Raw genomic sequence first — 25,587 nt, forward strand, 5'->3', positions numbered from 1 at the left:
GATGGCGAGTAGATGAAACTGCGGTAATCTTGCCCCCGATCAAGCCGTCGCTGCAATGGGCGCGCGGGTATCCTTGCGGACCGGCGCGCGCGAGACGATCTGGTGCACCGCCGCCATCGCCTGCGCAAAGGCCATGCCGCGGGGTCCTGCGATGTAACGCGGCTGCCAATCGGTCGCGAATTTTGCCTTGTAGCTGCGCAAGCCTTCAAAACCATAGAGCATCTCGCCATGGCGAAAGACGAAGGCGGCCCCCTTCGCCCATGCGGGCGCAAGCTTGCGTCCCTCGATGCCCGACAAGGGCGCGATGCCGAGCGTGAACCAGCGATAGCCCGCTTGCTGCGCATGCTGCATCAGGCGAATGAACAGGAAATCCATAACGCCATAGGGGACGTCGTTCACATGGCGCATCAGGTCGACCGACATTTCGGCGCCATTGGGGGTCGCCAATATATTGGCGAAAGCGACGATCCGCCCGTCTATCCGTACCACCGCGCAGGGAAAGCGCGCTATATAGGCGGGATCGAAGCTGCCGAGGCTGAACGCCTTTTCGCGCTGCTTTTTCGCGTGCAGCCAATCGTCCGACACGGCCTTGAGTTCGGCAAGATGCGCGGGAACCTCGGCGGCGGCGATTACGGCGAATTCGGCGCCCTCCTGCACTGCGCGGCGCTCGGCGTGTCGCAGCGTCTTTGCCTGCGGTCCGGCAAGGGTGAAGCGGGCAAGCTCGACGCGTGCTTCTTCGCCATATTTGACGATCGACAGCCCTAGGTCGATTGCCTGGGGCAGACACGCCGCGCTGATCTGATAGAGCAGGATGCGTCCCTGTGCTGCGTCGGCCATCTCGCGCAGCTTCCACAAGAGATCGGCCCAGCGATCCTCTTTGCCGACCGGATCGCCCATCACGATCCAGTTGCCGCCCTGCACCCGGTACATCAGGAAGGCGTCGCCCTCATCGGCGAGCAGGAAGCGCTTGTCGCCGGTATAGGCCAGAAAGGCATCGGTGCTGTCGCTGAGCGCCAGCGCCGTTTGGAGCGCATCGAACCCCACCGGCGTATCGCGCACCGTGCGGGCCGACGGCGCGAATAGTCGCCACAGCGCGAGGCCGGTGATCAGGACTGCGATCCCGAAACTCGCGCGCAGAAAGCGCGGCGCGTCGCCGCGCAAGCTGAATTGCCACCACAGGCTGCTGGTATAATCGACATGCTTGTAAGCAAAGAAACCGACGAAGGCCGACCCCAGGATCGCGATCAGCGCCGCCACGATCCAGCCGGTCGACAGCGGTGCGTCGATCAGCGAAGTCTTGCGGTAAAAGGCGGGGCGGCTCCATTGCAGCGCGGCGCAGATGGCAAGGAGGATCACTGCCTCCTCATAATCGAACCCTTTGGTCAGCGAAAAAATCGCCGCGGCGAGCAGCAGCGCGCGCGTCGCGACGAAGGCGCCGTTGAGGCGGCGCAGAAGACCGGGCGCGAGAAAGAGCAGCAGCGTGCCTGACAGGCTGGCTGCGATATGCGATGCTTCGACGAAGGGCAGCGGCAGGATATGCCGCAAATCGTGCATCCGCCCCGCTTCGGCGGGGGTCGACCCCGACAGGAGCAGGATCAGGCCACCGGCGAAGACGAGTGCGGCGAACAGCGGGGGTGCCAGTTCGCGGAGCAGCGATTCGCCCGCCGCGGCGAACTGGCGCGCCGGGGCGTGCCACGCCTTGCTTTCGTGCCAGGCAAGCAGCAGCGCTGCGAGCAGCAGCGGCAGCAGATAATAAATGACGCGATAGGCGAGCAGCGCGGCAAGGAGCTGCGCCTTGTCGCCAGGGACCATCGCGATCACTACCGCCTCGAACACGCCGAGCCCGCCGGGTACATGGCTGATCAGCGCCGCGATGATCGCGAAGGCATAGCCAAGGAAAAAGGCGGGGTAGGCGGCGGGGTCGGGCGCTGGCAGCAGCACGAACAGCGCCGCGCTGGCCGCAGCCAGATCGAGCGCGGCGACGAGCGTCATCGACGCACTTGTCTTCAGGTCCGGGATCGGGGTGCGCCATCCGCCGATGTCGAGCGCGGTCAGCCCGAAATGGCGGAGCAGCAGCGGGATGAGGCACAGGGTCGCGACGACCATCCCGCCGAGATGCAGCCAGTGCAGCGACAGGCCGATGTCGAAAATCGGCAGCAACTGGGTACTCGCCATGGCCGCCAGACCCGCGAGCAGAACGACGCCGTTCCAGAAGCTCAGGCTGGCAAGCGCGATCACGCTCCCGACCTCTCCGCCGCTGAGACCCGCGGCGCGGTAGACGCGGTAGCGCGCCGAGCCGCCGGTCAGGAGGGCCAGGCCCAGATTGTGACTGAGCGTGTAGCTTGTGAAGGAGGCGAGGGCGGCCGTGCGCCAGGGCAATTTGCGGCCGATGACGCGCAATGCGCCGGTATCGTAAAAGGTGAGAAGCAGATAGCTGGTCGCGGTCAGCAGCAGCGCGAATCCGATCTGCGCGTTGGACACCGCGCGAAAGGCCTCTCGAATCGCGTGCGGGCGCACCGAATGCAGCAAATGATAGAGCGCGGTGAAACCGAGCGCCGCGACGATCAGCGCCGCTGCGATCGACAGCGTCCGGCGATGCCGCGAGGTCCAGGATTGTACGCCCCTGAAAACCGTCATCGACGCGTCCACTCCTGATGCTTGCAGATCAGCCCGCCCAGGATGCAACCCGAAATTCGCAAGCTGTTCGGGGTCCTTACCTCGATCGTCGAATAAAAGCGACGACCCTGGTCGGGCACATAGACCTGCCCGGTCCAGCGCCCCGCACCCGTCGCGCGATAGTCGCTGAGCAATTCGGTGCCGATCAATGCGGTGACACCGGCGTCGCGCGCGTCGGAGAGCGCGGTGGGGCTCGCCCAGACAATATTGCCGCACAGCATTGCACCGCAATTGCGCGTGCGCACCAAAATGGTGCCTTTGGGATTTTGCCAGACGCCGAGGGGGCTGGCCGCGGGCGGCGCGGCAGGAATGCCGGTCGCGGCGCCGAGCAGCAGGGCGATCGCCAGAGCCTTCATATCAGTTCCTCCGGGGGGACGGTGCGCGCATCCGGTCGGTCGCGTGCGCAATGGCAGGATAGATTGCGGCTTCGAGCGCCGCGTCGTCGGATTGCAGCTTGTGGCCGCCTGGCAAGGCGATCTTGCGTACGCCGGGAAAGGTCAGTTCGGGGCACAGGCTGTCACTTTCCTTGGTGCCCCAGATGCAGGTGAGCGGCACCCAGTCGAGCTGCGATGCGGTCGGCAAGGCGAGCTGGTCGGGGATTTCGAGACCGGCGAGTTCGATCGGCGAGGCGCGGAAGATGATGTCATGACCGGGAACGATCAGGATGACGGCGCCGATCGGTGTCCGGTCGGCCGCGGGCATCGCAGCGAGGCCGGCGTGCAACATGTCGGCACCGAAGGATTGTCCGATCAGGACAACGCGGCGCGTGCGGCCGAGCCGCATCGCCCGCGCCATCGCATTCTCGATCAGCGTCGCCGCTTCCTGCGGCGTGCGGCGCGGCGAGAAATAGGCGAGCGAATTGACCGTCACCACCGCATAGCCGCGGCGATTGATCCGCCGCGACACCGGCGGGGTCATGCCGATCTTGTTGCCCATATCGCCCGACAGCATCACGATCGCCGGCCGATCCGGCCCGGCCGCAGCCGATGCCAGATCGCGATAGAGCGGTCCGTGATAATAGCCCGCCCAGACATAGAAATCGCCGAGCACGAGCAGCGCAAGCAGCAGGCCGGCGAGCGCCAGCCGGACGCCGCGCGGGATGCTGCGGCGGCGCGCGGCCGGCGCGGCGGGTTCTGCGATCGGTGCCGTGTCGGCGTGCGCAGTCACGGGGATTCTCCCATCGAGCATGGTCCCGATATGCACCCGACCGGCCGTCCGGATGCTGGCGCGCGAATTACCATATTGTCATGTCGCGGCCATCACCCCGTCGGCCTCGCCGGTCTAACAGGGGTTTGTCCAAGGCGGGATCACCCCCTGTCCACCCAGACCCCGCCCTGGACGTCCTGCTTCCCCGCCGACCCCGTCGCTTTGACCAGGGCCGTGCGAGGGGAACATCCGGAGTAATAGAGATGGCACGTTTTGGTTCCCTGATCGGCGTCGGCCTGGCCGCGACGATGATGATCGCCGCCCCGAGTTTTGCAGCAACCACGACGGCGAAGCCCGCGACGACCGCGGTCAAGCCCGCCGCGAAGCCTTTCAAGCAGGCTGCCGCCAAGCCGAAGGCCGCACCGCAGCGCGTCGCCGCAGCCCGCCCCACCGGCCATATGGTCAAGGCGAAGCAGGCGAACGGCAAGACCGTGACCTATAATTGCAGCCTTCCCGGCAACAAGAACAAGCAGGCTTGCAAGGGCTGACCCCGGCACCCGAAGCCCCGAACAACCTGCTGCTGGCCAGCTCTCGCGCCCCGAGAGCTGGCCTTTCTTGTTCCGGCGAAGCGCGGCGCGCGATCAGCGCGCGATGGCGGCGGTATCGGCAGGGGCGATGGTGCCGCGGAAGCGGTCGAAGCGCGCCGCAATGGTGCGGGCATAAGGCTGCGATCCCTCTTCCAGCACCAGTTCGTCGCCATCCCAGCGGATCAGTCCGCGCTGCGCGACGTCCGCGAGCGCCGGGCGCGCGGCATCGGCCCATGCCGCGGGCAGCGCGGCGCGCCCATGACACAGGATCGCCTTGATAATCGCGCCGCGCAGGCGGTCTTCATCGGCTACCGCGACGCCGCGCACGGCGGCAAGCCGCCCTTCGCCGATCAGGTCGCGATAGGGGCCGGCGCGCTTTTCATTCTGGACGATCAACCCTCGAAAACGGCTGATCGCGCTCGCCCCGAAGCCGAGGAGGACGGGGGCGTCGTCTTCGGTGAAGCCCTGGAAATTGCGGTTGACGCGCCCCGCCTTGGCCGCCGCGGCAAGCGGATCGCCCGGCAGCACGAAATGATCGAAGCCGACGGGAATATAGCCCGCCGCGGTCAGCCGTTCGAAACCGTGCGCCGCTTGTTCGAAGCGCAACCGGTCGTCGGGCAGGTCGGTCGCGTCGATGCGCCGTTGCCGGGGCAACATCGCGGGCAGATGCGCATAGCCGAACAACGCGATCCGGCTGGGAGCGAGGCGGATCGTTTCGTCGAGCGTCGCGCCGAGATCGGCGATGGTCTGCCCCGGCAGCCCGTACATCAGATCGAAATTGATCGCGTCGATCCCGCGCAGGCGCAGCGCCGCGACCGTCGCCTCGATATCGCGGAGCGGCTGGACGCGGCCGATCGCTTGCTGGATGTGCGGGGCAAAGGTCTGAACGCCCAGGCTGACACGCGTGACGTTCGACGCGGCGAGGACAAGCGCCCATTCGGTCGTGAAGCCGCGCGGATCGATCTCGATCGATATTTCGGGCCGGCTGACGTCGAAGACGGTCAGCAGGCGGTCGAGGATGCGGACGAATTCAACGGGCGCGACCGCATTTGGGCTGCCGCCGCCAAAAGCGATATGCTGGACGCGCGCGCGGCCGCCGATCCGTTTCGCCACCATCGCGATTTCGGCGCGTAGCGCGACGAGATAGTCGGCGAGCCGCTGCTTGCGGCCTGCGGCCCCGGTATTGCAGCCGCAATACCAGCAAATCTGTTCGCAAAAGGGGATATGGGCATAGAGCGAAAGCGGCGTGGCCGGCTCGATCGCATCAAGCGCCCGCGCATAATCGGCTTCGCCCACCGCCTCGCCAAATTCCACCGCGGTGGGATAGCTGGTGTAGCGCGGCACGGGCTTTGCGAGCAGCTCGGGATAATAGGTCCACATGGCCACGGTCCTACGGGCGGGCGGTCTTTGCCGCATTGACCAAGGTCAAAGCGGCTGCGGCCATGTCAGCAACAACCCTTTTTGTCGTCGGTCGGCTTGCTTCGCCGCTCGGTCACGGCATGGCAGGGCTTCGAACAGGGGGGGTCGCCGGGCTTGTCCGGGGCGCCGGGAACGACGAGCAGATGCGTCCCGCCGCCGCATGCGGGAAGCAGCAAGATCTGCGCATCGCTGGCAAGCGGCGCGAAGGCGAGTCCGGTGGCGGCGGCGAGCGAGGCGAGCGGGCGCAGGATCATGGCGCGGCGTCCTCTTCATCCTCGACGAAGATGCGCAATGCGGCGCCGTCGAGATCGTCGAACTGGCCGTGGCGCAGTGACCAGAAGAAGGCCGCAAGACCGAGCAGTCCCAGCCCGAGCGCGATCGGGATCAGGAAAAGCAAACCGTTCACCGGATCGCCGCCTTCAGGCGCAACGCGTTGCCCACCACGATCAGCGACGAACCCGACATCGCGATGGCCGCGATCAACGGGGTCACATGGCCGAAGATGGCGAGCGGCACCGCGACGATATTATAGCTGATGGCGAGCGCGAAATTCTGCTTCACGATCCGCTGCGTCCGGCGCGCCATGCGCACCGTCTGCACCACCGGCGTCAGCCGGTCGCCGAGGAAGATGCAGTCGGCGGCATTCTTGCCCGCGTCGCTTGCCGATCCCGGCGCCATAGAGGCATGACCGGCGGCCAGTGCCGGGCCGTCGTTGAGGCCGTCGCCGATCATCAACACCCGGTGTCCGGCGCCCGCATGGCGGGCGATCGCGGCGAGCTTGTCCTGCGGCGTCATGCCGGTCTGGGCGGTGATGCCGAGCTCGCGGGCGACGGGTGCCACCGCCTCGGCCCGGTCGCCCGACAGGATCGTCGCGTTGATACCCTCGGCCGCCAGTGCGTCGATTGCGGCACGCGCGTCGGGGCGAAGTTGGTCGGCGAAGCGGATCGTCGCAAGCGGATCGCCGTCGATGGCGAGTTCGGTGGCCAGCGCGGTGCCCGCCGCGGGGCTTTGCGGGCGTCCGAGCGTGACTTTGTGCCCATGCCAGTCCGCCTCGATACCGAAGCCCGGCGTTTCGCGGATATTCTGGACCGTTTCGGGCGCCACGCCGAGCGCCGACAGGCCGCGCGTCAGCGCTTCGCTGAGCGGGTGGCGGCTGGCCTGCGCCAGCGCGAGGAGCAGCGGGCGATGGGCGGGATCGACGGCGTGGAGATCGGTGGCGACCGGCCGGCCGAGCGTCAGCGTTCCTGTCTTGTCGATCAGCGCCCGGTCGACCTCGGCCATGCGTTCGAGCGCCGAGCCGTCCTTGATCAGCACACCGACGCGCATAAGCGCCCCCGCTGCGACGATCTGCGCCGCCGGAACCGCAAGGCCGAGTGCGCAGGGGCAGGTGATGATGAGCACCGCGACCGCGATCAGGAGGCTATGATGCCAGCCTGCGCCGGCGATTATCCAGCCCGCGAATGCGAGCAGCGCGAGCGTGTGGACCGCGGGCGCATAGAAGCGGGCGGCGCGATCGGCGATGCGGACATAGCGCGACTTGCCCTGCGCCGCCTCGCCCATCAGCCGCGCGATATCCGCGATGGCGGTGTCGGCGCCCGCGGCGGTAATCCGGACGCGGATCGGAGCGCCGAGATTGAGCGTACCGGCGTGGACATGGTCGTCGACATGCACCGCCTGCGGCGCGCTTTCGCCGGTGAGCAGCGACAGGTCGATCTGGCTCGACCCCGCGGCGATGACCCCGTCGGCGGCAAGCCGTTCGCCGGCAGCGACCAGCATCACCATGCCCGGCTGAAGCGCGGTTGCATCGACCCAGTGGCCGCTTCCTTCGCCGCGCAGAACCGTCGCGCCGGTGCCCATGTTGCGGAGCAGCGCGGTAACGCCGCCACGGGCGCGGTCGCGCATCACGCTGTCGAGCCAGCGTCCGCACAGCAGGAAGAAGAGGAGCATGACGACGCCGTCGAAATAGGCGTGCTGGCCGTGCGTCGCGGTTTCGTAGACGCTGAGCGCGCTGGTGATGACGACGCCGATGCTGATCGGCACGTCCATATTGGTTCCGCCGTGGCGCAGCGCGCGCCATGCCGAGCGGAAGAAGGGGCGCCCCGAATAGGCGATGGTCGGCAGCGCGATCGCCGCCGACAGCCAGTGGAACAGGTCGCGCGTCGCGCCCTCGGCACCCGACCAGACCGATACCGACAGCAGCATGACATTCATCATTGCGAAGCCCGCGACGGCGACCGCACGCAGCAATTCGCGGCTGCTCGCCGCTTCGGGATCGCCTTCGCCGGGGGCGTCGCCGATCGGATGCGCCTCGAACCCCAGCAGCGCGAAGGCGCCAACCAGATCAGGCGTCTCGGCGTCCGGGGTGCAGGCGATATGGACGCGCTTTTCGGTGAAGTTGACGCGCGCCGAGGCGATGCGCCGATCGCGGACCAGCCCTTGTTCGAGCTTCGAGATGCAGCCCGCGCAGCGGATATCGGGAACCGCGAAGTCGCGCTCGACCAGTGGCGAGGCGGTGGCAACGCTCATTGCAGATCGATCCGGTAGCGGGCTTCGTCGGCGCCGTGCCGGACCGAAAGGTCGAGCCGCCAGCGGCCCGCCGGGACCGTTTCGCGCGAGATCAGGCGGCCGCCCGCTGCCGGCGCGAAATGCACCGCGCGCGCTGGCAACTGGCCGAGCGGGTGGCTGAGCGTCGCGGTCGTCGCCAGCCCGTCGAGCGGCTTGCCCTGGCTGCCGACGGCGAGTTCGATGTGGCGGTCGGCATCGAGCGTGGCGCTCTTGTCCCAGCCCAGTCGGTCCTGCGCAGCGGCGCGGGCAAGCCATTCATTGTAATGCTGGCTCGCGACATAGCTGTTTTCGACGACGGTGCCGCCGAAAGTCGAGAGGGCAAATCGCGCCATGACGATGTTCACGGTGATGACGACCGCGAAGAAGGCGACGAGGATCGTCGTCATGTGCCAACCGGTGAAGCGGCGCGCCTTGCTCATTGTCCGGGCTCCTGATTGTCGACCGGCGGCCGGTCGAACTGGATGGTTTCGCTGTCGCCGCGCGGGTCGCCGTCGAGGCCGCGCGTCGCGATCGTGAAATCCTGCCGCGCCGCGCCCGCGGCGGGGGCGGCGACGAACAGCTTGACGCGGGTGACGCTGTCGGGCGCGAGGGTCAGCGTAATCCGCTGCGCCGCCTTGTCGCGCGAGCCCTCCTCGGTCCAAAGCGCGGCATCCTTGAGCCCGCTGACCGTCACCTCGACCGCGCGCGGGCGCGTTTCCATGTTGCGCAGCTTGAGCGTGTAATTGTTGCGGATATGTCCGTCCGAAAGCTGGACGTAGAGCGGGCTGCGTTCGTGCTGGACGGCGAGGTCGAGCCGCGTGCGCTGGCCCAGCGTGAACAGCATGGCGGCGCCGATCGCGCACCAGATCGAAAAATAGATGATCGTGCGCGGGCGAAACAGCGTCTTGCGTACCGGCCGCGCGGTGCCGCCGGCCTTTTCCGCCGCGACATCCTCGAGCGTGCAATAGTCGATCAGGCCGCGCGGACGGCCGACCTGTGCCATCACCCCGTCGCAGGCGTCGATGCACAGCGCGCAGGTGATGCAGCCGATCTGTGGTCCCTCGCGGATGTCGATGCCGGTGGGGCAGACCGCGACGCACTGGTTGCAATCGATGCAGTCGCCGAAGGCGCCGGGGTGCGCCATCGCCTTCTTGGTGCTGCCGCGCGGTTCGCCGCGCCACTCGCGATAGGTCACGAGCAGCGACTTTTCGTCCATCATCGCGGTCTGGATGCGCGGCCAGGGGCACATGTAGATGCACACCTGTTCGCGCATGAAGCCGCCAAGGACGAAGGTCGTCGCGGTCAGCACCGCAACGGTGCCATAGGCGACCGGTGCCGCCTGACCGGTCCAGAAGTCATGCGTCAGCGTCGGCGCATCGGCGAAATACATGATCCATGCGCCGCCGGTCCAGAAGGCGATGGTCAGGTAGATCGCATATTTGAGCGCGCGCTTGCCGATCTTTTCGGCGCTCCACCGCCCCTGCGCGAGGCGGATCTGTGCGTTGCGATCGCCGTCGACCAGCCGGTCGACATGCTGGAACAGGTCGGTCCACACGGTCTGCGGACAGGCATAGCCGCACCAGGCGCGGCCGACCGCGCTCGTCACCAGAAACAGGCCGATGCCCGCCATGATGAGCAGCCCGGCGACATAATAGAATTCGTGCGGCCAGATTTCAATCTGGAACATGTAGAAGCGCCGGTGCGCAAGATCGACGAGCACCGCCTGGTCGGGTGCATAGGGGCCGCGGTCCCAGCGGATCCACGGCGTCCCGTAATAGATCGCCAGTGTCACCGCCATGATCGCCCACTTCAGGCGGCGGAAGGGGCCGTCCACCCGCTTGGGATAGACGGCCTTCCGGGCGGCGTAGAGCGACGTCTTGCCGCCGGTCAGATCGTCAGGGCTGGCCATCGGCTCCCTGCCCTTCCGGGGCGGCTGCGGCCACCGCCGCGGGTGCCGGCGCCTTTTCGCCGCCGCCCAGCGAATAAACATAGGCGGCGAGCATCTTGATCGTCACCGGGTCGAGCCGTTCGCCCCAGTGCGGCATCACGCCGTTGCGCGGCTGGTTGATCGTCGCGGTCAGGCTGGCGCGATCGCCGCCATAGAGCCAGATGGCGTCGGTCAGCTTGGGCGCGCCGACGCTGCGGCCGCCTTCGCCGCCGGCGCCGTGACAGACCGCGCAATTGGCCGAGAAGAGCGCCGCGCCGCGCGCCGACGAGGCGCTGGGCTTTTCCTGACGGCTGATGACACGCACATGGCTGACCAGATCGTCGATCTGCGCGGCGTCGAGGATGCCGTCCCGGCCGAAAGCGGGCATCTGGCTGGTCCGCGTCGTCTTCACGTCCGGATTCCGGATGCCGTTGGTGATCGTATAGTGGATCGCGGCGAGGTCGCCGCCCCACAGCCAGTCATCGTCGGTCAGATTGGGATAGAGCTTCTTTACACCAGCGCCTCCGGCACCGTGGCACTGAACGCAATGGACGCGGAACGCCGCGCCCCCGCCTTGGATCGCGGCCTGCATCAGTTGCGGCCGGGCGGGCAGTTCGGCGATCGGGGTGGCGGCGATCGCATTGACGATCGGCGCCCGCCGCTGCGCCTCGGCGGCGAGTTCCTTTTCGAGCTGGCCGCGGCTGCTCCAGCCGAGCACGCCCTTGGTCGCGCTGTGCAACATCGGCCAGGCGGGATAGAGGATTGCGTAGCCGAGCGCCCAGATGATGGTGAGATAGAAGGTCCACAGCCACCACCGCGGCAGCGGGGTGTTGAGCTCCTCGATCCCGTCCCATTCATGGCCGACCGTGCTTGTGCCGGTGGCTTCGTCGATGCGCCTTTTGTCAGCCATGGTCGTCGTCCTCGAAGATCATCGTTGCGGCCTCGCGATTGCGGTCGCCAGCGCCCTTGCGAAAGGGCCAGGCGATCAGGCCGAGGAACAGCAGGGCCATGCCAAGCAGGCCCCAGCTGTCGGCGAAGTGCCTCAAATCATTATAGGTCATGGCGCCTTCCCCTGCGGGGCGTCGGCGACATGCGCCTGCTCCTGCGGCGCCGCCTTTTCGACATCGACGAGCGTGCCGAGCATCTGGAGATAGGCGACGAGCGCGTCCATTTCGGTCAGACGGGTCGGATCGCCGTCGAAATCGCGAACCTGCGCCTTGGGATAGCGCTTCTGCAGATCGGCGGCCGAGGCGGGGTCGACCTGCGCCTTCAGATCCTCATTCGCCTTGGCGATGTCCTCTTTCGTATAGGGGACGCCGACGCGATAGAGCGCGGTCAGGTCGTTGCGCAGATCATCGGTCTTGAGGTCGTTTTCGGCGAGGAAGGCGTAGGGCGGCATGATCGATTCGGGTACGACACTGCGCGGATCGACCAGGTGCGCGCGGTGCCATTCGTCCGAATAGCGGCCGCCGACGCGCGCGAGGTCGGGCCCGGTGCGTTTCGACCCCCATTGGAAGGGATGGTCGTACATGCTTTCCGCCGCGAGGCTGTAGTGGCCATAGCGTTCGACCTCGTCGCGGAAGGGACGGATCATCTGGCTGTGGCACAGATAGCAGCCTTCGCGGATGTAGATGTTACGGCCGGCGAGTTCGAGCGGGGTGTAGGGCCGCATGCCGTCGACCTTTTCGACCGTATTGTCGATCCAGAAGAGCGGTGCGATCTCGACGAGACCGCCGATCGCCACGGTGACGAGCGCAAAGAGGCCGAGAAGGCTGACGTTGCGCTCGAGCTTTTTGTGGCTGAAGCCCTTTTCGGCGGGTTGGGTTGCCATGGTCGGGGCCTCCTTATTCGGCGGGAACGGGCGCGAGCGGGCGATCCGTCGCGGCGTTGTGGGGCGTTTCGGTCATCGGCTTTTCGTCGCGGACGCGGCCGGCGAGGGTGTAGCCGACGTTGATCAGCATGATCACGAAGCCCGACAGGTAGAGCGCGCCGCCGGTCGCCCGGATCAGATACATGGGATGCATTGCGGCAACGCTTTCGGCGAAGCTGTAGACGAGATAGCCGTCGGGGCCATATTCGCGCCACATCAGCCCCTGCATGATCCCCGCAACCCACATCGAGGCGGCGTAGAAAACGATGCCGACGGTCGCGAGCCAGAAGTGCCAGTTGACCATGCGCAGACTGTAGAGCCGCTGACGGCCCCACAGGCGCGGGATGAGATAATAGAGGCTGGCGAAGGTGATCATGCCGTTCCAGCCGAGCGCGCCCGAATGGACGTGGCCGATAGTCCAGTCGGTGTAGTGCGACATGGAATTGACCCATTTGATCGACATCATCGGGCCTTCGAAGGTGCTCATGCCATAGAAGGCGAGCGCCATCACCATCATGCGGATGATCGGGTCGGTGCGGATCTTGTCCCATGCGCCGTTCAGCGTCATCAGGCCGTTGATCATGCCGCCCCAGCTCGGCATCCACAGCATGATCGAAAAGACCATGCCCAGCGTCTGCGCCCAGTCGGGCAGCGCGGTGTAGTGCAGATGGTGCGGACCCGCCCAGATATAGAGGAAGATCAGCGACCAGAAGTGGATGATCGACAGGCGATAGCTGTAGACGGGGCGTTCGGCCTGCTTGGGCACGAAATAATACATCATCGCCAGGAAGCCGGCGGTCAGGAAGAAGCCGACCGCATTATGGCCGTACCACCATTGCGTCAGCGCATCCTGGACCCCTGCGAAGGCGGCGTAGCTCTTCGACCCGAAGATCGTGGCTGGCAGCGACAGATTGTTGACGATGTGCAGCATCGCGATCGTCAGGATGAAGCTGAGGTAGAACCAGTTGGCGACATAGATATGGGGTTCGCGGCGCTTGATGATCGTGCCGACGAACACCGCCAGATAGGCGACCCAGACGATGGTCAGCCACAGGTCGACATACCATTCGGGCTCGGCATATTCCTTGCCCTCGGTCACGCCCATCAGATAGCCGGTGGCAGCCAGCACGATGAACAGCTGATAACCCCAGAAGACGAAGCGGGCGAGCGAAGGCAAGGCGAGCCGCGCGCGGCAAGTGCGCTGAACGACGTAAAAGCTCGTCGCGATGAGCGCGTTGCCGCCGAAGGCGAAGATCACTGCCGAGGTATGCAGCGGGCGCAGCCGGCCGAAGGTCGTATATTCGAAGCCGAGGTTGAGCGCGGGATAGGCGAGCTGCAGCGCGATATAGAGGCCGGCAAGGAAACCCGCGGTGCCCCAGAACAGCGTTGCGATTACGCCCCAGCGGATCGGGTCGTCGTCATAGACGCCTTCATCGCCGGGCATTTTCAATATGCCGCGCGCGATACCGTCGAAATCGGCGCGCGAGACGGTTGCCCACAGAACGGCGAGACAGGCGATCGCGACGATCCCCATATGCACCGCAAAGGGCGCATCGACCGCCAGCGCTGCCATAATGAGCGCGAGGATGGCCAGCGCCAGCCAGCCACCCGCCTTTAAAACCACACCGTCCATATTGCTTGTCCCTGCTTGGCGCGGTCCCTTCGACCGCACGGCTGGGAACCGCTCATGGACGGGGGCGGCCGCCAAAACATTGACCAGGATCAAGTAATTTTTTGCGTTCCATCAATGCGCGGCGCGGCGGGCAAGCGCAGGGAGGCGCTCGTCAACGCAAGGAGTCACGACATGAAGACGCATTATCTCTCCCTCGCTGCCCTGGCCGCTGCCATGGTGGTTCCGGGCCAGGCCCAGGCCAAGGCCGGGGACGTTCAGGTGAAGCTGCTCGCGACCCTCGTCGCGCCCGACGGCAAGATCACCGACGTGAAATATGACGGCCTCAGCCTGCCGGCCGGGACGCAGAGCAAGGCGAACGACAATGTCACGCCGACGATCGCGGTCGAATATTTCGTCACCGACAATGTTTCGCTCGAAACCATTGCGGGCGTGACCCAGCATGATGTCGACGGCGCCGGGGCGCTGGCGGGTGCTGAGCTCGTGTCCGACGTCAAGATCATCCCCGCGACGCTGACGCTGAAATATCATTTCGGCCGCGACGGCGGGATTCAGCCCTATGTCGGCGCTGGCCCGAGCTATTTCTTCTTCATCGACGAAAAGCCGGGCGTGACGACGCGCGGGCTGGGCGCGACGCGGCAGAAGATCAACGACAAGTTCGGCGCCGCGGTGCAGGCCGGGATCGATATTCCGGTGAACGACAAGGGGCTGGCGGTCTCGTTCGATGCGAAGCGCTATTTCCTGCGCCCGACCGCGACCTGGTATGCAGGTACGACCGAAGTGCTGCAGACCAAGCACAAGCTCGACCCGTGGGTGATCAGCGCCGGGGTGGCGTTCCGCTTCTGAAGCGGCGCGCGGCACTGATCGGCGACATGCCCCGCCGAGGGGCGGGGTGTGTCGCCGACGCAGTCGGCTATCCTGCCATCGCTTCCATCGCGTCGCGATCGGTAATCACGATCTCGCGGCGCGAGGGGAGGTCGAGGAGACCGTCGGAGCGCATCCGGGTGAGCTGACGGCTCGTCGTTTCGATGGTCAGCCCCAATATGTCGGCGATTTGCTGGCGTCCGAAGGGTAGCTCGAAACCGTTACGCATGCCGCCAACCTGGCATCCCTGTCCCGAGAGCCGTTCGGACATTTCGAGGAGGAAGGAGGCGACCTTTTCCGACGCCGACTTGCGGCCGAGCAGCATCATCCAGTGCCGCGCCCGGTCAAGCTCGTCGAGCGTGCGGCGCAAGAGCTTCTGTTGCAGGTCGGGATGATTGCCCGCAAATTCGTCGAAGGCGTTGCGGTTGAAAATGCAGACCTCGGCATCGGTCATCGCGGTAACGCTGTACGGGCTTTCCTTGCCGAACGGGCGGCCGATGAAATCCGACGGAAAAACGATGCCGACGATCTGCTCGCGCCCGTCGGCGGTCGCGACGACCAGTTTGAGCACGCCTTCGAGGACATTGGCGACCACGGGTGCATCGTCGCCTTCCCAGAGCAGCGTCTGGCCCGCCTTGACGCGCTGCTTGCGCCCCATCTTGCCGAGCAGCAACAGCTCCTCGGGATTGAGGCTCGCACAGATCGCGCGGTTCCGCACGACGCAGGATGCACAGTCGGTCACGCCGTTCGCCTAGCTGAATGCGCGGCATTTGGAAATAGCGAGAGCTTTCGGTCTGGCTGGATGAAGCGGCGCTGCGGAATCCCGGAAATTCGCGCCTCGGGCGTGCCGGTGACGCAGGATGATACGCCTGTCGCGCTCCTCGTAACTTGATTTCGAATCATGATCCTCTATGCCCTTTTGTGTGCAGGGTGACCCAGACAATTACATCAGTCTCCTTTCGGCCGCGCAAATTGAAACGCTGCGGCTGGTTTTTGAGCACAAAAATTCCAAAGAGATTGCTCGCATTATGGATGTATCCCCGCACACGGTCGATGAGCGTGTGCGGCGCGCTTTGAAAAAACTCAATGCATCCAACAGGATAGAGGCTGCGACGATTTTAGCACGTAACGGTGTATTCGACCAAGTTACTCCCTATCAGCCATTGAGATATCAATTGATCAGCCTAGGCGACGAGGCGCCCGCCGATGAAGCCGGTGTGGGGCGCAGTTCGATCCGGCGGCTTTTCGATATCGGTTCGCCATTTCCTACCGCGTCCCAGCCGGCCAACCGGCATGGGTTGATGGAAAGGATTATCTGGCCAATCCTGATCGCATTTGCGACCATTTTGGCATTTTCCGCCCTCTATTCGATCCTTGTCGGTCTTGGTCGTGTTTTGACCTGAATGCTGCGGGGGGGATTCCGTCGGCATTCGTATACAAGGACCAGGATTATGCTGAATGAACGCATGTCTGCCGCCAAGAAGATCGCCTCGGACCTCCATCAGGCCGAAGATGCGATCGACGATACGATGATCAGCATCGCGCGCCTCGCCGCGACGCTGCCCACCGCACGCCGCGATACCAATATGTCGGCGATCGTCGGCCAGGAAGCGATGGCCAAGGTTGCGCAGGCGCTCGCCGCGGCCGGCGAAGTCCGCCAGCTGCTGACCGACGCGCATCTTGCGCTCAGCATCACGCAAAAGCAGGTCGGTCTCGGCACGCGCATGTTCGGTGCGGGTGTCAAGCCGCCGGCGGCAACGCTGGTCGAGGATGGCAGTAACGATCACGGCGATGCCGCGGTGGCGCAGCTGCCGCTCGCCAAAGCGTCGTAAGTTCAAGAGCGGGGGTGGACGAACCACATGTGGACCGTAGCGGGCTATTATGCGGTTCTGCTGACCACGGTGGCCGTCGCGATGTGGCGCGGCGGTCCCCTCGAGCGCTGGGCCGCCTATACGGCCCTGCTCGCGTCGGTTTGCACCACCCTCCTCGCACCCAATCCGGATTGGTCGCACATTGAATATAATATCTTTGCGATAGACCTGGTCGCGCTCGCGAGCTTTTGGTTCATCGCATTGAAAACACAGCGTTTCTGGCCCTATTGGATCACCGGATGGCAGTTGATCGCCATTTTCGGCCATGTCCAGAAGTTGATGTTTTCGGAGATATTGGCGCGTCCCTACGCGCTGCTTTCAATGTATATCTCTTACCCGATCTTGTTCGTCATTCTGTACGCATCGGGTTCGACCAGACGGAGGGGCGGTGTCGGTGTGTAGCGTCTGAAGGCGCACCAGGGGTCCCATCACATGCAGCAATTTTCCAACCAAGAAATTGCCGATCTGAAATCGCGTATCGACGAAATTCACGAGCTGCTAGCCGCGCGCGGCGGCGACGAGCCGCCGGTTCGCGTCGAGCTCGAACCGCGCAGCGACGTGGCGGCGCCGCGGCTGGTTGACCAATTGTCGTTCAGCATCCAGGCTCGCCGAATGCGGCGCCATCATTTCGGCAGCGCGCAGATGTCGGGTCCAACGTGGGACATGATGCTCGACCTGATGCTGGCCAATGCCAACGGCCGAATCCTGAGCGCGAGTGATCTCGCGACGGGGGCCGGCGTGCCGTTGTCGTCGGGGCTGCGGATGATCGCCTCGCTCGAGGCGATGGGGCTCGTCAAACGGTCGATCGACGAACGTGATCGCCGCCGGACCATCGTTCGCCTGACCGATGCGGGGACCGAGCGAATGGCCAGCTATTTCGAGAAGGTCGGCCTGGCGCTGCGGAGCAATCGCGCAGGTTGACCGGCGCGGCCGGATGCGGCTTTTGCTGGTCGCCGCCGCATCCGGCCGTTCGCGTCATTCGGTCATTTCGCGCATCATGCGGTCGATCCTGGCCATCGCGTCGCGCTTGATCTGGCAGACCCGCGCCGCGCTGACGTCGAGCGTCAGCCCGATCTCCTGCAGATTGAGCTCTTCGAAGAAATAGAGCTGCAGGACCATCTGTTCACGGTCCGACAGGCGCCCGATGCAGGCGCGCAGCGCGTCTAGCATTCCTTCCTGTTCGAGCAGCTCGCCGGCCCCGAGCCGGTCGTCGGCGAACAGGAAATCGCCTTCGTTCATCATTTCGTCGAGCGAGGTCGAGCGGCCGTGCGTCGCGCTGCGTTCGAGCTCGAAATATTCCTCGGCACCCATCCCCATCGCCTCGGCCATTTCGGCGGCGCCCGGCGCCCGCATCAGCTGTTGTTCGAGCGCGGCGCGCGTCGCCGCGAGCCGCTTGGCGGCCGCCATCGCGGCGCGCCCGACATCGGCCTCGCGCCGCTGCTGGTCGATCATTGCGCCGCGAATGCGCGTGGATGCATAGGTGGTGAAGGCGAAGCCGCGCTCCTCGTAGGTACGGCTCGCTTCGATCAGCGCGATCAGCCCGACCTGGATCAGATCCTCAAGATCGCTCGTCCGCGACACGCGCGAATGAACCTGCCAGGCGATCTTGCGCACGAGCGGCGCGTGTTCGGCGATCAGCGCCTCGATATTCTCGCCATAGCCGTGCGGCCGCAGGGCGTGCGCGGTCTTTCCCGCAAATTGCTCGGCGGGCTCAATTTTCATGGGGCTCGTCCTTCTGATAGGCTTCTTCGCCGCTGGTCAACCGCGGTTGATCGGCACCGATCGTCGCGACGATTTCGGTCGCCTTGGTCGCCGGGATTTCTAGGTAGGAGATCACCGCAACATCGGGGAATGTCGCGCGCACCAGCCGCGACAGCGCCGGGCGACAGATAGGGGAGGCGACGAGCGCGAAACTGCGCGTCTGGAGCAGCAGCGGCTCGACCGCCTGGCCGATCTGTTCGACGATCTTCATCGCCATGCCATGTTCGAACGGCCATTCGGCGCCCGGATTTGCGCGCACCGCCTGATTGAGCAGTACTTCGATATCGGGAGTGAAGGTCACGACAGGCAGCGGCATGCGGCTCGGCACAATCGTTTGGACGATCAGCGCGCCGATGCGCTGGCGCACCGCTTCGATCAGGTCCCCATCGCCGAGCTGCTGGCCGACGAGCGCCACCATAGCCTCCGCAATCTTGCGGAAATCGCGCAGCGGCACGCGCTCGATGAGCAGCGCCTTGCACAGCGCGGCGACGCGCGGCAGCGCATAGCCCTGGGGGCTGAGGTTCGCCGCAAGCTGCGGATAATGGGTCTTGAGATTGTCGATCAGCGACTGGGCATCGTCGATGCCGAACAGTTCGGCGGCCGAAGCGATGATGCTGTTGTTGAGGTGCGTCGCGACGACCGTGGCGGGGTCGACGACGGTATAGCCCGCCGCGATCGCGTCATTCTGGGCGCTTTTGGGAATCCACAGTGCGTCGAGGCCGAAGGTCGGATCCTTGCAGGGACGGCCCGTCACCTTGGTCACCAGTTCGCCCGAATCGAGCGCGAGCATTTCGTTGGGGAAGACCTCATCCTCGCCGACGATCACCCCGGCGATCGAGATGCGATAGACGTTGCCGGGCAGCGAGAGGTCGTCGGCGACCTTCACCGGCGGCACAACGAAGCCGAGTTCCTTCGACAACTGGCGCCGGATACCGGTGATCCGCGTCATCAGCGGCGCGCCCTTGCGTTCGTCGACCAGGCTGACGAGCGCATAGCCGATTTCGAGCTGGCACGGGCCGATGTCGCTGACGTCCGCCCACTCGATATGATGCGGGTCGGGCGCCGGGGCCGCGGGTTCGGGCTGGGCAGCGACTTCGGCTGCCGCGCGCCGGAGTTGCCAGCCGATGGTGAAGGCCAGCGCCGCGGCAGGCAGGATCAGCATCTGCGGCATCGCGGGAACAAGGCCGAGGATGAACAGGATACCGCCGACCGCCATCCATACATGGGGGGAGGCAAACTGGCTGCCGATCTGGCCCGACAGGTTGTGGGGCGAGGACACGCGGGTGACGATGGCGGCGGCCGCGATCGAGAGCAGCAACGCCGGAATCTGGGCGACGAGCGCGTCGCCGATCGCCAGCGTGACATAGGTGCTGCCCGCCTGCGAGAAGGACAGGCCGTGGCTGAACATGCCCAGGATCAGGCCGCCGACGATATTGACGAACAGGATGAGCAGGCCGGCGACCGCGTCGCCCTTCACGAATTTCGACGCACCGTCCATCGAGCCGTAGAAATCGGCCTCGGTAGCGACTTCCTGACGCCGCGCCTTGGCTTCGTCGGGGGTCAGCAGGCCGGCGTTGAGATCGGCGTCGATCGCCATCTGCTTGCCAGGCAGGGCGTCGAGGGTGAAGCGCGCCGACACTTCGGACACGCGCCCTGCGCCCTTGGTGATGACGACAAGGTTGATGATCATCAGCACGCCGAAGACGAACAGGCCGACGACATAGTCGCCGCCGATCAGCACCTGGCCGAACGCTTCGATCACATGGCCCGCCGCTGACGTGCCTTCGTGGCCGTGGACCAGCACGACGCGCGTCGAGGCGACGTTGAGGGCGAGACGGAACAGCGTCGCGAGCAGCAAGACGGTCGGAAAGGCGGAAAAATCGAGCGGCTTCGACGCAGACAGCGCGACCATCAGGATCGCGAGGCTGATCATGATATTGCCGATGAAGCTGATGTCGAGGATGATCGGCGTGACCGGGATCACCATCAACGCGACGAGAATCAGCATCGCCGCGGGCAGTGCCGCGGCAGTCGCGAAGCGCGCCGCATTGCGGACGTCGAGCCCGGTCATGCGGTGCCTCCCGACAGCGAAGCGAGCCGCTGATAGGCACTGGCGGCAAAGTCCATCGACAATTTCCTGGGCATGGGTTGAATATCCATCATCGGTAGCGGCGGCCGTCCGGCGGCTTCGCCCGAAAAACTGGTTGCGGCGCTGCGCCATGTCGAAACGGGCGCAGCCGCGGCGGGCAGCGGTGCCCCGCCGCCGGCGTCGAGCTTGGCGCGGAACAGATCGCGGATCTCGCCGACGCTGCGCATGCTGCCGTCGGGCGCATAAAAGATCGGACGGTTTGCCGCAGCGGCTTCGGGCAACAGCGTGGCGCCCGGCTGGTCGGGGTTCGCGTCGAGCGCGGTCAGAAAGCGCGCGGCCCCCGCGCTGCCAAGGAAATGCGCGAGGTAGAGATCGACCGGTTCGGCGGTGCGGCCCATCCGGCTTTCGAGGAACTCGCGATTATCGGCGGTCAGCGCCGCCGCCATGTTCGATGCGGCAAAGGGATCGTCGCGCAGCGCCATGATCTGGTTGCGCAGCGCCGGATCGCTGACCGACAGGCGGCCCGCGCCATCGCGGCGGATCGCGTCGGCCGCCCAGGCGAGCCCGTGATTGGCGCCGTGGCGTTCGAGCGTTGCGAGCCAGGTCTGATTGGTGAACTGATAGAGGCCGCGCGCCGACGAGGTTGCGGCCTTGGCGCCGGGATTGAAGCGGCTTTCGACGCGGGCGACATCGACCAGATAGTCGAAATCGACCCCCGTGCGCGCCGACGCCGTCTGCACCGCATCCATGACGGGTGCGGCGATCCGGTTCGCTGCCTGGGGGTTGTTGATTGCGTTCATTGCCTCTGTTCCGCTGTTTCAGCAGAAGAGAAGCAATCATCGTGCCATTTCCGGGAAAGCCCCCGAAAATCTTGCTTATCAATAGGTTAAAGCGGGGCCTCTGGGTTGCGTGCCGCGGATTGCATGGTTCATGTCAATCCTCTGACGCGTCCAGTTCTTCAGGACATTGATACGGATCGCGGCCGCTTCGAGCTGGCCTAGCGTCTTGCCGATCAGCGCCCGTGCCTGCATTTCGCTGCCCGCCGGAACGCCGGCGCCGCGAAACAGGATGACCGCCGTCGCCAGATCCTCGGTCGCCGACACGATCGCCCCGGCATCATGCCCGTCGAGCGCGCCGACGAGCAAATCGAGCTTGGCCTGAACTTCGTGCATCTGTTCGATCATCACGAATTGCCGCCCGTGCTGTGGAAAAGCGCCATCGACTTGGCGATCGCGACGGGATCGACGCTATATTCGCCGCTCGCAATGGCGGCGCGCAGCGATGCGATACGGGCATAGTCCACCGGCGGCTCCTGCGCGGCCATTTCGTTGGCAAGGCTGATCAGCCGCGCGACGGGCACCGCCGTCGGAGCGGGCTGGGCCGTCGTGCGCGGATTCGCCGAAGCGGTGGAACCGCTTGCCGTCCTGCGCACGGGTGTCGCTCGCGTGACACCGCCGACCTGCAGGACGAGTTTGTCGTCACCTGCCATCCTAGCCTCCATCATGCACCGTCGGAAAATCGACGGCACTGCTTCAGAGCCTTTAACGGCGGGTGGGGCGGCGCTTTAAGGGGCGGGTTGCCAAAAAATTAAAAAAAGAGGCCCGGCGGCGTCGAAAAATCGACAACCACCGGGCCAGTGGGGCTTAACTGTTTGAAAATCAGTCCTGAAGGCTCGCGCGGCCCGGACCGGTGACGGTAGCGCTGATCATGTTTTTCGCGTCATTGCCGCGCAGGGCAATCGTTTCGCCGACGCGGCCGTCTTCGGTCGCGATGGCGTTGTAGCTTACCGAAAAGCTGTCGGTGTCGATCGAGACGCGGACATTGTCGCCGCGGCGGATGACCGGCGCGGCGGCCGGGGCGGAGCGGGCGAAGACGGCGGAGGTCGCCGCGCCCGCCTGCGCCGCCATCGGCACCCGCAAGCGCCAGCCAAGCGATTCGCAGCGCACAGCGAGCGTCTGGCTGTCGATCGCGGTGATCGATGCCTGTTCGGGGCAGCGCGCCAGCTTGATGCGCCGGTCGATCGGTGTCGCGGTACGCCCCATCGCATTTGCGACCATCGCGGTCAGCGTGTCGATGGTCTGCCAATCCTCGGTCGCCTGCTGCGCGGTTGCGGCGGGCGCCATCGCGATGCCGGCGGCGAGGGCAGCGATCGTCCTGCGATACATGACCCAATCTCCTTTGCTGGTCCTTTGTCGCCGGTCACGGTGCAGGATGCGTGCCAATCGCGGGCAACCGCCGAATTTGCGGCCTGCGCACCCATTGCCGTCAATCTTTTGACGAGCGCCTGGCGGGCCGGGCCTGCTCCCGCCGCCACGTTGCCCCAGAGCACTGAAAAACAAGCGATAATGCAATTTGGCACGGCGATTGCATCATGCCTTGGTGATTCATCGCGCCCCTGCGCCGGACCGCCGGCAGCGAGGCGGGGCGACGGATCGAAGCCCGCCACTTGATGGCGGCAAGCGAAGGCCCGCTACCGAAAGGTGGCTTGCGAAGGAAAGTGATGATGGCATCCGAGAAGCTCTTTGGCCTGCATGCGACAGCGCTCCAGCTGCGCAGCCAGCGCATGATGATGCTCGCGTCGAACATCGCCAACGCCGCGACCCCCAATTACAAGGCGCGCGACCTTGATTTTACCAAGGCGCTCGATCTGGCCCAGCAGGGCGCATCGACCGACGGCGCGATCGAAGGCGCCATCGCCTACCGCGTGCCGGTGCAGGCCTCGCTCGACGGAAACACCGTCGAAATGGCGACTGAACAGACCGCCTTTGCCGAAAACGCGCTCGCCTACCGCTCGAGCCTGTCCTTTCTGCAGGGCCGGATCGGCACGTTGACGCGCGCGCTGAAGGGCGAATGACGATGAGCGCGCTCTCGATCTTCGACATCAGCGGCCGCGCCATGTCGGCGCAGCTAGTCCGCCTTAACACAACGGCATCGAACCTGGCCAACGCCGGCACGGTCGCGGGCAGCGAAAAGGAAGCCTTCCGTTCGCTGAAGCCCGTGTTCCGCACCGTCATGGACGGCACGGGGCGCGCGACCGTCGCGGTCGACCAGGTGACGGTCAGCAAAATGGCCCCGTCGAAACGGCACGACCCGTCGAACCCGCTCGCCGACAAGGACGGCAACGTCTGGGAGGCCGCGGTCGATAGCGCCGCCGAACTGGTCGAGATGGTCGAGACGGCCCGCCAGTATCAGAACAACGTCCAGGTCCTCGAAACCGCAAAGGGCCTGATCAACGAAACGCTGCGGTTGGGACAATAAGCCATGACGACCACCTCTGCCGTTAACGGAAGCAATATCACGGTGGTGCCGAAGAACAGCGGCACCCAGCTCGGCCAGCAGGATTTCCTGCGGCTGATGACCGCTCAGCTGTCGCAGCAGGACCCGTTCAACCCCGTCGACAACCAGCAGATGGTTGCGCAGATGGCGCAATTCTCGAGCCTGGCCGGCGTCACCGAAACCAACACGACGCTGAAGACGATCTCGGACCAGCTCACGGCGCAGACCGCGCTGCTTCAGGACATCAAGACCGCTCAGGACGCCGCCGCGGCGGCCGCCGCAGCCACTCAATCGACCACGCAGGAAGGATAAGTCCATGTCATTCTATACTTCGCTTTCGGGCCTCAAGGGTGCCCAGACCGACATGTCGGTCATCTCGAACAATATCGCCAACGCCAGCTCGACGGGCTTCAAGCGCAGCCGCGCCCAGTTCGGCGATCTGTTCGCCTCGTCGCCGACCCAGTCGACGCGCATGGTCGCAGGTCAGGGCCAGCGCCTGAACGGCATCATCCAGCAGTTCACGCAGGGTACGCTCGAGGCGAGCGAAAAGACGCTCGATCTCGCGATCGCGGGCGAAGGCATGTTCGTCGTCAAGGGCGAGCCGCCGCGCGAGCAGGTGACCTACACCCGCAACGGCGCCTTCACCCCGACTGATGACGGCCATATCGTGGACACCACCGGCCAGAAGCTGCAGCTGCTCCCGGTAGATGCGTCGGGCAATGTCACCGACCGCACGCTTGCCGGCATGACCGACTTCGTGCTCCCCGCGGGCGCGCCGTCGGATCCGACCTCGGCGCTGGTCAATGTGTCGGTCGGCCTCGACGGCCTTGTGACCGCGACCTTCGCCAATGGCGAGGGCCAGGTGCTCGGCAAGGTCGCGATGGCGAGCTTCCCCTCGATGGAGGGGCTGCGCCCCGTCGGCGACGCGCATTACCAGTCGACGGGCGAAAGCGGCCAGCCGACGATCGACGCCGCGACCAACGGCCCGATGGGTACGATCCGCTCGGGCGCGCTCGAACGCTCGAACGTCGACATCACCGAAGAGCTGGTGCTGCTGATCGCCGCCCAGCGCAACTTCCAGGCGAACGCGAAAGCGATCGAGGGCGCGTCGACGCTGACGCAGACCCTGATCAACATGCGTTCGTAATTTCCGATTAGCCGTCTGCCGGGAGCCAGAAGATGGACCGTCTCATCTACACCAGCCTCACCGCGATGCGGGGCAGCCAGGCCCGGCAGACGGCGATCGCCAACAATCTTGCCAATGCCCAGACGCCCGGCTTTCGCGGCGACATGGCGGAGGCGCAGTCGCTCTGGCTTCAGGGCAGCGGCGTCAATGCCCGTGCCATGTCGTCGGAGGAAGTGATCGGCGCCGACATGCGCGCCGGTGCGGTATTCGCCACCGGCCGCGACCTCGACGTCGCGGTGACCGGCGACGCGCTTCTCGTCGTGCAGGCCGAAAATGGCGAAGAAGCCTATACGCGCCGCGGCGATCTGCAGGTTTCGGCGAGCGGGCTGCTCACCACCGGCGACGGCCACCCCGTCCAGGGGGCGCAGGGCCCGGTGACCATTCCGCCCGCCGACAAGGTCAGCATCGACAGCGAAGGGCGCATCTGGGTCGTGCCCACGGGCGGCGATCCGCAGAACCCGCAGGAAGTCGACCGACTGCGTCTGACGACCCCCGCGGGATCGGACATCGTCAAGGGGCTCGACAATCTTTTCCGCGTCAAGGGCGGCGGCATCCTGCCCGACGATCCCGAAGCGCGCGTCGTCACGCGGTCGCTCGAGGGATCGAACGTCGCCGCCACCAGCGCTCTCGTCGAGATGATCGAGGCGAGCCGCAGCTGGGATTCGCAACTCAAGCTCATCAGCGACGCGCGCGACATGGACAGCGCGACCGCGAACCTGATGCAGCTCCCCCGTTAAGGAG

Annotated in this window: 31 protein-coding genes; 11 read left to right on the forward strand and 20 right to left on the reverse strand. The window is 65.5% G+C overall.

Going from position 1 to position 25,587, the window contains the following annotated elements; translation table 11 throughout:
- Positions 1 to 39 precede the first annotated feature (39 nt).
- Genes mprF through P1IM2_RS13585 form a run of 3 tightly spaced genes read right to left on the reverse strand, consistent with a single transcriptional unit; the run spans position 40 to position 3,843 of the window.
- On the reverse strand, positions 40 to 2,637 hold the full coding sequence (gene mprF, locus P1IM2_RS13575; protein ID WP_186402804.1) for a bifunctional lysylphosphatidylglycerol flippase/synthetase MprF: 2,598 nt from the start codon (positions 2,635 to 2,637) through the stop codon (positions 40 to 42).
- Positions 2,634 to 3,032: a DUF2147 domain-containing protein gene (locus P1IM2_RS13580; RefSeq protein ID WP_186402805.1), complete on the reverse strand. Its 399-nt coding sequence runs from the start codon at positions 3,030 to 3,032 to the stop codon at positions 2,634 to 2,636. The genes mprF and P1IM2_RS13580 overlap by 4 nt, the downstream gene beginning before the upstream one ends.
- Before the next feature lies 1 nt (position 3,033).
- Positions 3,034 to 3,843, reverse strand: coding sequence for an AcvB/VirJ family lysyl-phosphatidylglycerol hydrolase (locus P1IM2_RS13585; protein ID WP_186402806.1), 810 nt, complete (start codon positions 3,841 to 3,843; stop codon positions 3,034 to 3,036).
- A 242-nt stretch (positions 3,844 to 4,085) separates the two neighbouring features.
- On the opposite strand from P1IM2_RS13585, the gene P1IM2_RS13590 reads away from it, so the two are divergent.
- Positions 4,086 to 4,370, forward strand: a complete 285-nt coding sequence (locus P1IM2_RS13590) for a hypothetical protein (RefSeq protein ID WP_186402807.1) — start codon at positions 4,086 to 4,088, stop codon at positions 4,368 to 4,370.
- A 93-nt stretch (positions 4,371 to 4,463) separates the two neighbouring features.
- On the opposite strand, the gene hemN is transcribed toward P1IM2_RS13590, so the two are convergent.
- The 10 genes from hemN to ccoN all read right to left on the reverse strand — a co-directional run bounded on the left by hemN (position 4,464) and on the right by ccoN (position 13,802).
- Positions 4,464 to 5,789 carry an oxygen-independent coproporphyrinogen III oxidase gene (gene hemN / locus P1IM2_RS13595; protein ID WP_186402808.1) on the reverse strand — a complete coding sequence of 442 codons (1,326 nt, stop codon included), beginning with the start codon at positions 5,787 to 5,789 and terminating at the stop codon, positions 4,464 to 4,466.
- A gap of 65 nt (positions 5,790 to 5,854) precedes the next feature.
- Positions 5,855 to 6,082 (reverse strand): hypothetical protein, encoded by a 228-nt coding sequence (locus P1IM2_RS13600; protein ID WP_186402809.1) that lies wholly within the window; start codon positions 6,080 to 6,082, stop codon positions 5,855 to 5,857.
- Positions 6,079 to 6,234: a cbb3-type cytochrome oxidase assembly protein CcoS gene (gene ccoS, locus P1IM2_RS13605; protein ID WP_058812252.1), complete on the reverse strand. Its 156-nt coding sequence runs from the start codon at positions 6,232 to 6,234 to the stop codon at positions 6,079 to 6,081. The genes P1IM2_RS13600 and ccoS overlap by 4 nt, the downstream gene beginning before the upstream one ends.
- Complete coding sequence (locus P1IM2_RS13610; RefSeq protein ID WP_186402810.1) at positions 6,231 to 8,354, reverse strand: heavy metal translocating P-type ATPase; 2,124 nt, start codon at positions 8,352 to 8,354, stop codon at positions 6,231 to 6,233. The genes ccoS and P1IM2_RS13610 overlap by 4 nt, the downstream gene beginning before the upstream one ends.
- Positions 8,351 to 8,812, reverse strand: coding sequence for a FixH family protein (locus P1IM2_RS13615; RefSeq protein WP_186402811.1), 462 nt, complete (start codon positions 8,810 to 8,812; stop codon positions 8,351 to 8,353). The genes P1IM2_RS13610 and P1IM2_RS13615 overlap by 4 nt, the downstream gene beginning before the upstream one ends.
- Positions 8,809 to 10,281: a cytochrome c oxidase accessory protein CcoG gene (ccoG, locus tag P1IM2_RS13620; protein ID WP_186402812.1), complete on the reverse strand. Its 1,473-nt coding sequence runs from the start codon at positions 10,279 to 10,281 to the stop codon at positions 8,809 to 8,811. The genes P1IM2_RS13615 and ccoG overlap by 4 nt, the downstream gene beginning before the upstream one ends.
- Positions 10,268 to 11,209 carry a cytochrome-c oxidase, cbb3-type subunit III gene (gene ccoP / locus P1IM2_RS13625; RefSeq protein ID WP_186402813.1) on the reverse strand — a complete coding sequence of 314 codons (942 nt, stop codon included), beginning with the start codon at positions 11,207 to 11,209 and terminating at the stop codon, positions 10,268 to 10,270. The genes ccoG and ccoP overlap by 14 nt, the downstream gene beginning before the upstream one ends.
- Entirely contained in the window at positions 11,202 to 11,360 is a 159-nt protein-coding gene (locus P1IM2_RS13630; protein WP_086456482.1) for a cbb3-type cytochrome c oxidase subunit 3, read from the reverse strand. Before P1IM2_RS13630 ends, ccoP begins: the two co-directional genes overlap by 8 nt.
- Positions 11,357 to 12,130: a cytochrome-c oxidase, cbb3-type subunit II gene (gene ccoO / locus P1IM2_RS13635; RefSeq protein ID WP_186402814.1), complete on the reverse strand. Its 774-nt coding sequence runs from the start codon at positions 12,128 to 12,130 to the stop codon at positions 11,357 to 11,359. The genes P1IM2_RS13630 and ccoO overlap by 4 nt, the downstream gene beginning before the upstream one ends.
- A gap of 13 nt (positions 12,131 to 12,143) precedes the next feature.
- Complete coding sequence (gene ccoN / locus P1IM2_RS13640) at positions 12,144 to 13,802, reverse strand: cytochrome-c oxidase, cbb3-type subunit I (protein WP_186402815.1); 1,659 nt, start codon at positions 13,800 to 13,802, stop codon at positions 12,144 to 12,146.
- 171 nt (positions 13,803 to 13,973) lie between these two features.
- On the opposite strand from ccoN, the gene P1IM2_RS13645 reads away from it, so the two are divergent.
- Positions 13,974 to 14,645: an OmpW/AlkL family protein gene (locus P1IM2_RS13645; protein WP_003041537.1), complete on the forward strand. Its 672-nt coding sequence runs from the start codon at positions 13,974 to 13,976 to the stop codon at positions 14,643 to 14,645.
- A 67-nt stretch (positions 14,646 to 14,712) separates the two neighbouring features.
- Here P1IM2_RS13645 and P1IM2_RS13650 read toward each other — a convergent pair whose 3' ends face one another.
- Complete coding sequence (locus P1IM2_RS13650) at positions 14,713 to 15,405, reverse strand: Crp/Fnr family transcriptional regulator (RefSeq protein WP_186402816.1); 693 nt, start codon at positions 15,403 to 15,405, stop codon at positions 14,713 to 14,715.
- 181 nt (positions 15,406 to 15,586) lie between these two features.
- Between P1IM2_RS13650 and P1IM2_RS13655 the strand changes: the two genes are divergently transcribed.
- From P1IM2_RS13655 to P1IM2_RS13670, 4 genes are read left to right on the forward strand one after another with little or no spacing between them, the layout of a single operon-like run.
- Entirely contained in the window at positions 15,587 to 16,066 is a 480-nt protein-coding gene (locus tag P1IM2_RS13655; protein WP_231292865.1) for a response regulator transcription factor, read from the forward strand.
- Between the two features lie 48 nt (positions 16,067 to 16,114).
- The gene (locus P1IM2_RS13660; protein WP_186402817.1) at positions 16,115 to 16,495 is read left to right on the forward strand and encodes a hypothetical protein; all 381 of its coding nucleotides are present in this window, start codon (positions 16,115 to 16,117) and stop codon (positions 16,493 to 16,495) included.
- A gap of 27 nt (positions 16,496 to 16,522) precedes the next feature.
- Complete coding sequence (locus P1IM2_RS13665; RefSeq protein ID WP_003041525.1) at positions 16,523 to 16,936, forward strand: hypothetical protein; 414 nt, start codon at positions 16,523 to 16,525, stop codon at positions 16,934 to 16,936.
- A gap of 30 nt (positions 16,937 to 16,966) precedes the next feature.
- Positions 16,967 to 17,455: a MarR family winged helix-turn-helix transcriptional regulator gene (locus P1IM2_RS13670; RefSeq protein ID WP_186402818.1), complete on the forward strand. Its 489-nt coding sequence runs from the start codon at positions 16,967 to 16,969 to the stop codon at positions 17,453 to 17,455.
- Between the two features lie 54 nt (positions 17,456 to 17,509).
- Here the strand turns inward: P1IM2_RS13670 and P1IM2_RS13675 are convergent, their stop codons facing one another.
- The 6 genes from P1IM2_RS13675 to P1IM2_RS13700 all read right to left on the reverse strand — a co-directional run bounded on the left by P1IM2_RS13675 (position 17,510) and on the right by P1IM2_RS13700 (position 22,549).
- Positions 17,510 to 18,256 carry a sigma-70 family RNA polymerase sigma factor gene (locus P1IM2_RS13675; protein WP_186402819.1) on the reverse strand — a complete coding sequence of 249 codons (747 nt, stop codon included), beginning with the start codon at positions 18,254 to 18,256 and terminating at the stop codon, positions 17,510 to 17,512.
- Complete coding sequence (gene flhA, locus P1IM2_RS13680; protein ID WP_058812245.1) at positions 18,246 to 20,366, reverse strand: flagellar biosynthesis protein FlhA; 2,121 nt, start codon at positions 20,364 to 20,366, stop codon at positions 18,246 to 18,248. Before flhA ends, P1IM2_RS13675 begins: the two co-directional genes overlap by 11 nt.
- Positions 20,363 to 21,184 (reverse strand): transglycosylase SLT domain-containing protein, encoded by an 822-nt coding sequence (locus tag P1IM2_RS13685; protein ID WP_186402820.1) that lies wholly within the window; start codon positions 21,182 to 21,184, stop codon positions 20,363 to 20,365. The genes flhA and P1IM2_RS13685 overlap by 4 nt, the downstream gene beginning before the upstream one ends.
- 78 nt (positions 21,185 to 21,262) lie before the next feature.
- Positions 21,263 to 21,568, reverse strand: coding sequence for a hypothetical protein (locus P1IM2_RS13690; RefSeq protein ID WP_058812243.1), 306 nt, complete (start codon positions 21,566 to 21,568; stop codon positions 21,263 to 21,265).
- The gene (flgM, locus tag P1IM2_RS13695) at positions 21,568 to 21,873 is read right to left on the reverse strand and encodes a flagellar biosynthesis anti-sigma factor FlgM (RefSeq protein WP_186402821.1); all 306 of its coding nucleotides are present in this window, start codon (positions 21,871 to 21,873) and stop codon (positions 21,568 to 21,570) included. The genes P1IM2_RS13690 and flgM overlap by 1 nt, the downstream gene beginning before the upstream one ends.
- Positions 21,874 to 22,042: 169 nt before the next feature.
- Entirely contained in the window at positions 22,043 to 22,549 is a 507-nt protein-coding gene (locus tag P1IM2_RS13700; protein ID WP_062901622.1) for a flagella basal body P-ring formation protein FlgA, read from the reverse strand.
- Positions 22,550 to 22,884: 335 nt separating this feature from the next.
- On the opposite strand from P1IM2_RS13700, the gene flgB reads away from it, so the two are divergent.
- From flgB to flgF, 5 genes are read left to right on the forward strand one after another with little or no spacing between them, the layout of a single operon-like run.
- Positions 22,885 to 23,238 carry a flagellar basal body rod protein FlgB gene (flgB, locus tag P1IM2_RS13705; RefSeq protein WP_062766137.1) on the forward strand — a complete coding sequence of 118 codons (354 nt, stop codon included), beginning with the start codon at positions 22,885 to 22,887 and terminating at the stop codon, positions 23,236 to 23,238.
- Positions 23,235 to 23,642: a flagellar basal body rod protein FlgC gene (gene flgC, locus P1IM2_RS13710; RefSeq protein ID WP_186402822.1), complete on the forward strand. Its 408-nt coding sequence runs from the start codon at positions 23,235 to 23,237 to the stop codon at positions 23,640 to 23,642. Before flgB ends, flgC begins: the two co-directional genes overlap by 4 nt.
- A 3-nt stretch (positions 23,643 to 23,645) precedes the next feature.
- The gene (locus tag P1IM2_RS13715) at positions 23,646 to 23,972 is read left to right on the forward strand and encodes a flagellar hook assembly protein FlgD (protein ID WP_003041492.1); all 327 of its coding nucleotides are present in this window, start codon (positions 23,646 to 23,648) and stop codon (positions 23,970 to 23,972) included.
- Positions 23,973 to 23,976: 4 nt separating this feature from the next.
- Positions 23,977 to 24,807 carry a flagellar hook-basal body complex protein gene (locus tag P1IM2_RS13720; RefSeq protein ID WP_003041489.1) on the forward strand — a complete coding sequence of 277 codons (831 nt, stop codon included), beginning with the start codon at positions 23,977 to 23,979 and terminating at the stop codon, positions 24,805 to 24,807.
- Positions 24,808 to 24,839: 32 nt separating this feature from the next.
- A complete protein-coding gene (gene flgF / locus P1IM2_RS13725) occupies positions 24,840 to 25,583 on the forward strand; it encodes a flagellar basal-body rod protein FlgF (protein ID WP_062901623.1) in 744 nt (247 codons plus the stop codon).
- Positions 25,584 to 25,587: the final 4 nt, after the last annotated feature.

The sequence above is a fragment of the Sphingopyxis sp. P1IMeth2 genome, from assembly GCF_900185685.1.
Lineage (GTDB): Bacteria > Pseudomonadota > Alphaproteobacteria > Sphingomonadales > Sphingomonadaceae > Sphingopyxis > Sphingopyxis terrae_A.

Coding starts and splice junctions, on each gene's coding strand:
- flgB (WP_062766137.1), top strand. CDS start 22,885: ATGATGGCATCCGAGAAGCTCTTTGGCCTGCATGCGACAGCGCTCCAG.
- P1IM2_RS13665 (WP_003041525.1), top strand. CDS start 16,523: ATGTGGACCGTAGCGGGCTATTATGCGGTTCTGCTGACCACGGTGGCC.
- flhA (WP_058812245.1), bottom strand. CDS start 20,366: ATGACCGGGCTCGACGTCCGCAATGCGGCGCGCTTCGCGACTGCCGCG.
- P1IM2_RS13715 (WP_003041492.1), top strand. CDS start 23,646: ATGACGACCACCTCTGCCGTTAACGGAAGCAATATCACGGTGGTGCCG.
- ccoN (WP_186402815.1), bottom strand. CDS start 13,802: ATGGACGGTGTGGTTTTAAAGGCGGGTGGCTGGCTGGCGCTGGCCATC.
- ccoO (WP_186402814.1), bottom strand. CDS start 12,130: ATGGCAACCCAACCCGCCGAAAAGGGCTTCAGCCACAAAAAGCTCGAG.
- P1IM2_RS13690 (WP_058812243.1), bottom strand. CDS start 21,568: ATGATCGAACAGATGCACGAAGTTCAGGCCAAGCTCGATTTGCTCGTC.
- P1IM2_RS13660 (WP_186402817.1), top strand. CDS start 16,115: ATGCTGAATGAACGCATGTCTGCCGCCAAGAAGATCGCCTCGGACCTC.
- P1IM2_RS13615 (WP_186402811.1), bottom strand. CDS start 8,812: ATGAGCAAGGCGCGCCGCTTCACCGGTTGGCACATGACGACGATCCTC.
- flgC (WP_186402822.1), top strand. CDS start 23,235: ATGACGATGAGCGCGCTCTCGATCTTCGACATCAGCGGCCGCGCCATG.
- P1IM2_RS13630 (WP_086456482.1), bottom strand. CDS start 11,360: ATGACCTATAATGATTTGAGGCACTTCGCCGACAGCTGGGGCCTGCTT.
- ccoG (WP_186402812.1), bottom strand. CDS start 10,281: ATGGCCAGCCCTGACGATCTGACCGGCGGCAAGACGTCGCTCTACGCC.
- hemN (WP_186402808.1), bottom strand. CDS start 5,789: ATGTGGACCTATTATCCCGAGCTGCTCGCAAAGCCCGTGCCGCGCTAC.
- P1IM2_RS13610 (WP_186402810.1), bottom strand. CDS start 8,354: ATGAGCGTTGCCACCGCCTCGCCACTGGTCGAGCGCGACTTCGCGGTT.
- mprF (WP_186402804.1), bottom strand. CDS start 2,637: ATGACGGTTTTCAGGGGCGTACAATCCTGGACCTCGCGGCATCGCCGG.
- P1IM2_RS13685 (WP_186402820.1), bottom strand. CDS start 21,184: ATGAACGCAATCAACAACCCCCAGGCAGCGAACCGGATCGCCGCACCC.
- P1IM2_RS13590 (WP_186402807.1), top strand. CDS start 4,086: ATGGCACGTTTTGGTTCCCTGATCGGCGTCGGCCTGGCCGCGACGATG.
- flgM (WP_186402821.1), bottom strand. CDS start 21,873: ATGGCAGGTGACGACAAACTCGTCCTGCAGGTCGGCGGTGTCACGCGA.
- P1IM2_RS13645 (WP_003041537.1), top strand. CDS start 13,974: ATGAAGACGCATTATCTCTCCCTCGCTGCCCTGGCCGCTGCCATGGTG.
- P1IM2_RS13720 (WP_003041489.1), top strand. CDS start 23,977: ATGTCATTCTATACTTCGCTTTCGGGCCTCAAGGGTGCCCAGACCGAC.
- P1IM2_RS13700 (WP_062901622.1), bottom strand. CDS start 22,549: ATGTATCGCAGGACGATCGCTGCCCTCGCCGCCGGCATCGCGATGGCG.
- P1IM2_RS13580 (WP_186402805.1), bottom strand. CDS start 3,032: ATGAAGGCTCTGGCGATCGCCCTGCTGCTCGGCGCCGCGACCGGCATT.
- ccoP (WP_186402813.1), bottom strand. CDS start 11,209: ATGGCTGACAAAAGGCGCATCGACGAAGCCACCGGCACAAGCACGGTC.
- flgF (WP_062901623.1), top strand. CDS start 24,840: ATGGACCGTCTCATCTACACCAGCCTCACCGCGATGCGGGGCAGCCAG.
- P1IM2_RS13670 (WP_186402818.1), top strand. CDS start 16,967: ATGCAGCAATTTTCCAACCAAGAAATTGCCGATCTGAAATCGCGTATC.
- P1IM2_RS13600 (WP_186402809.1), bottom strand. CDS start 6,082: ATGATCCTGCGCCCGCTCGCCTCGCTCGCCGCCGCCACCGGACTCGCC.
- P1IM2_RS13675 (WP_186402819.1), bottom strand. CDS start 18,256: ATGAAAATTGAGCCCGCCGAGCAATTTGCGGGAAAGACCGCGCACGCC.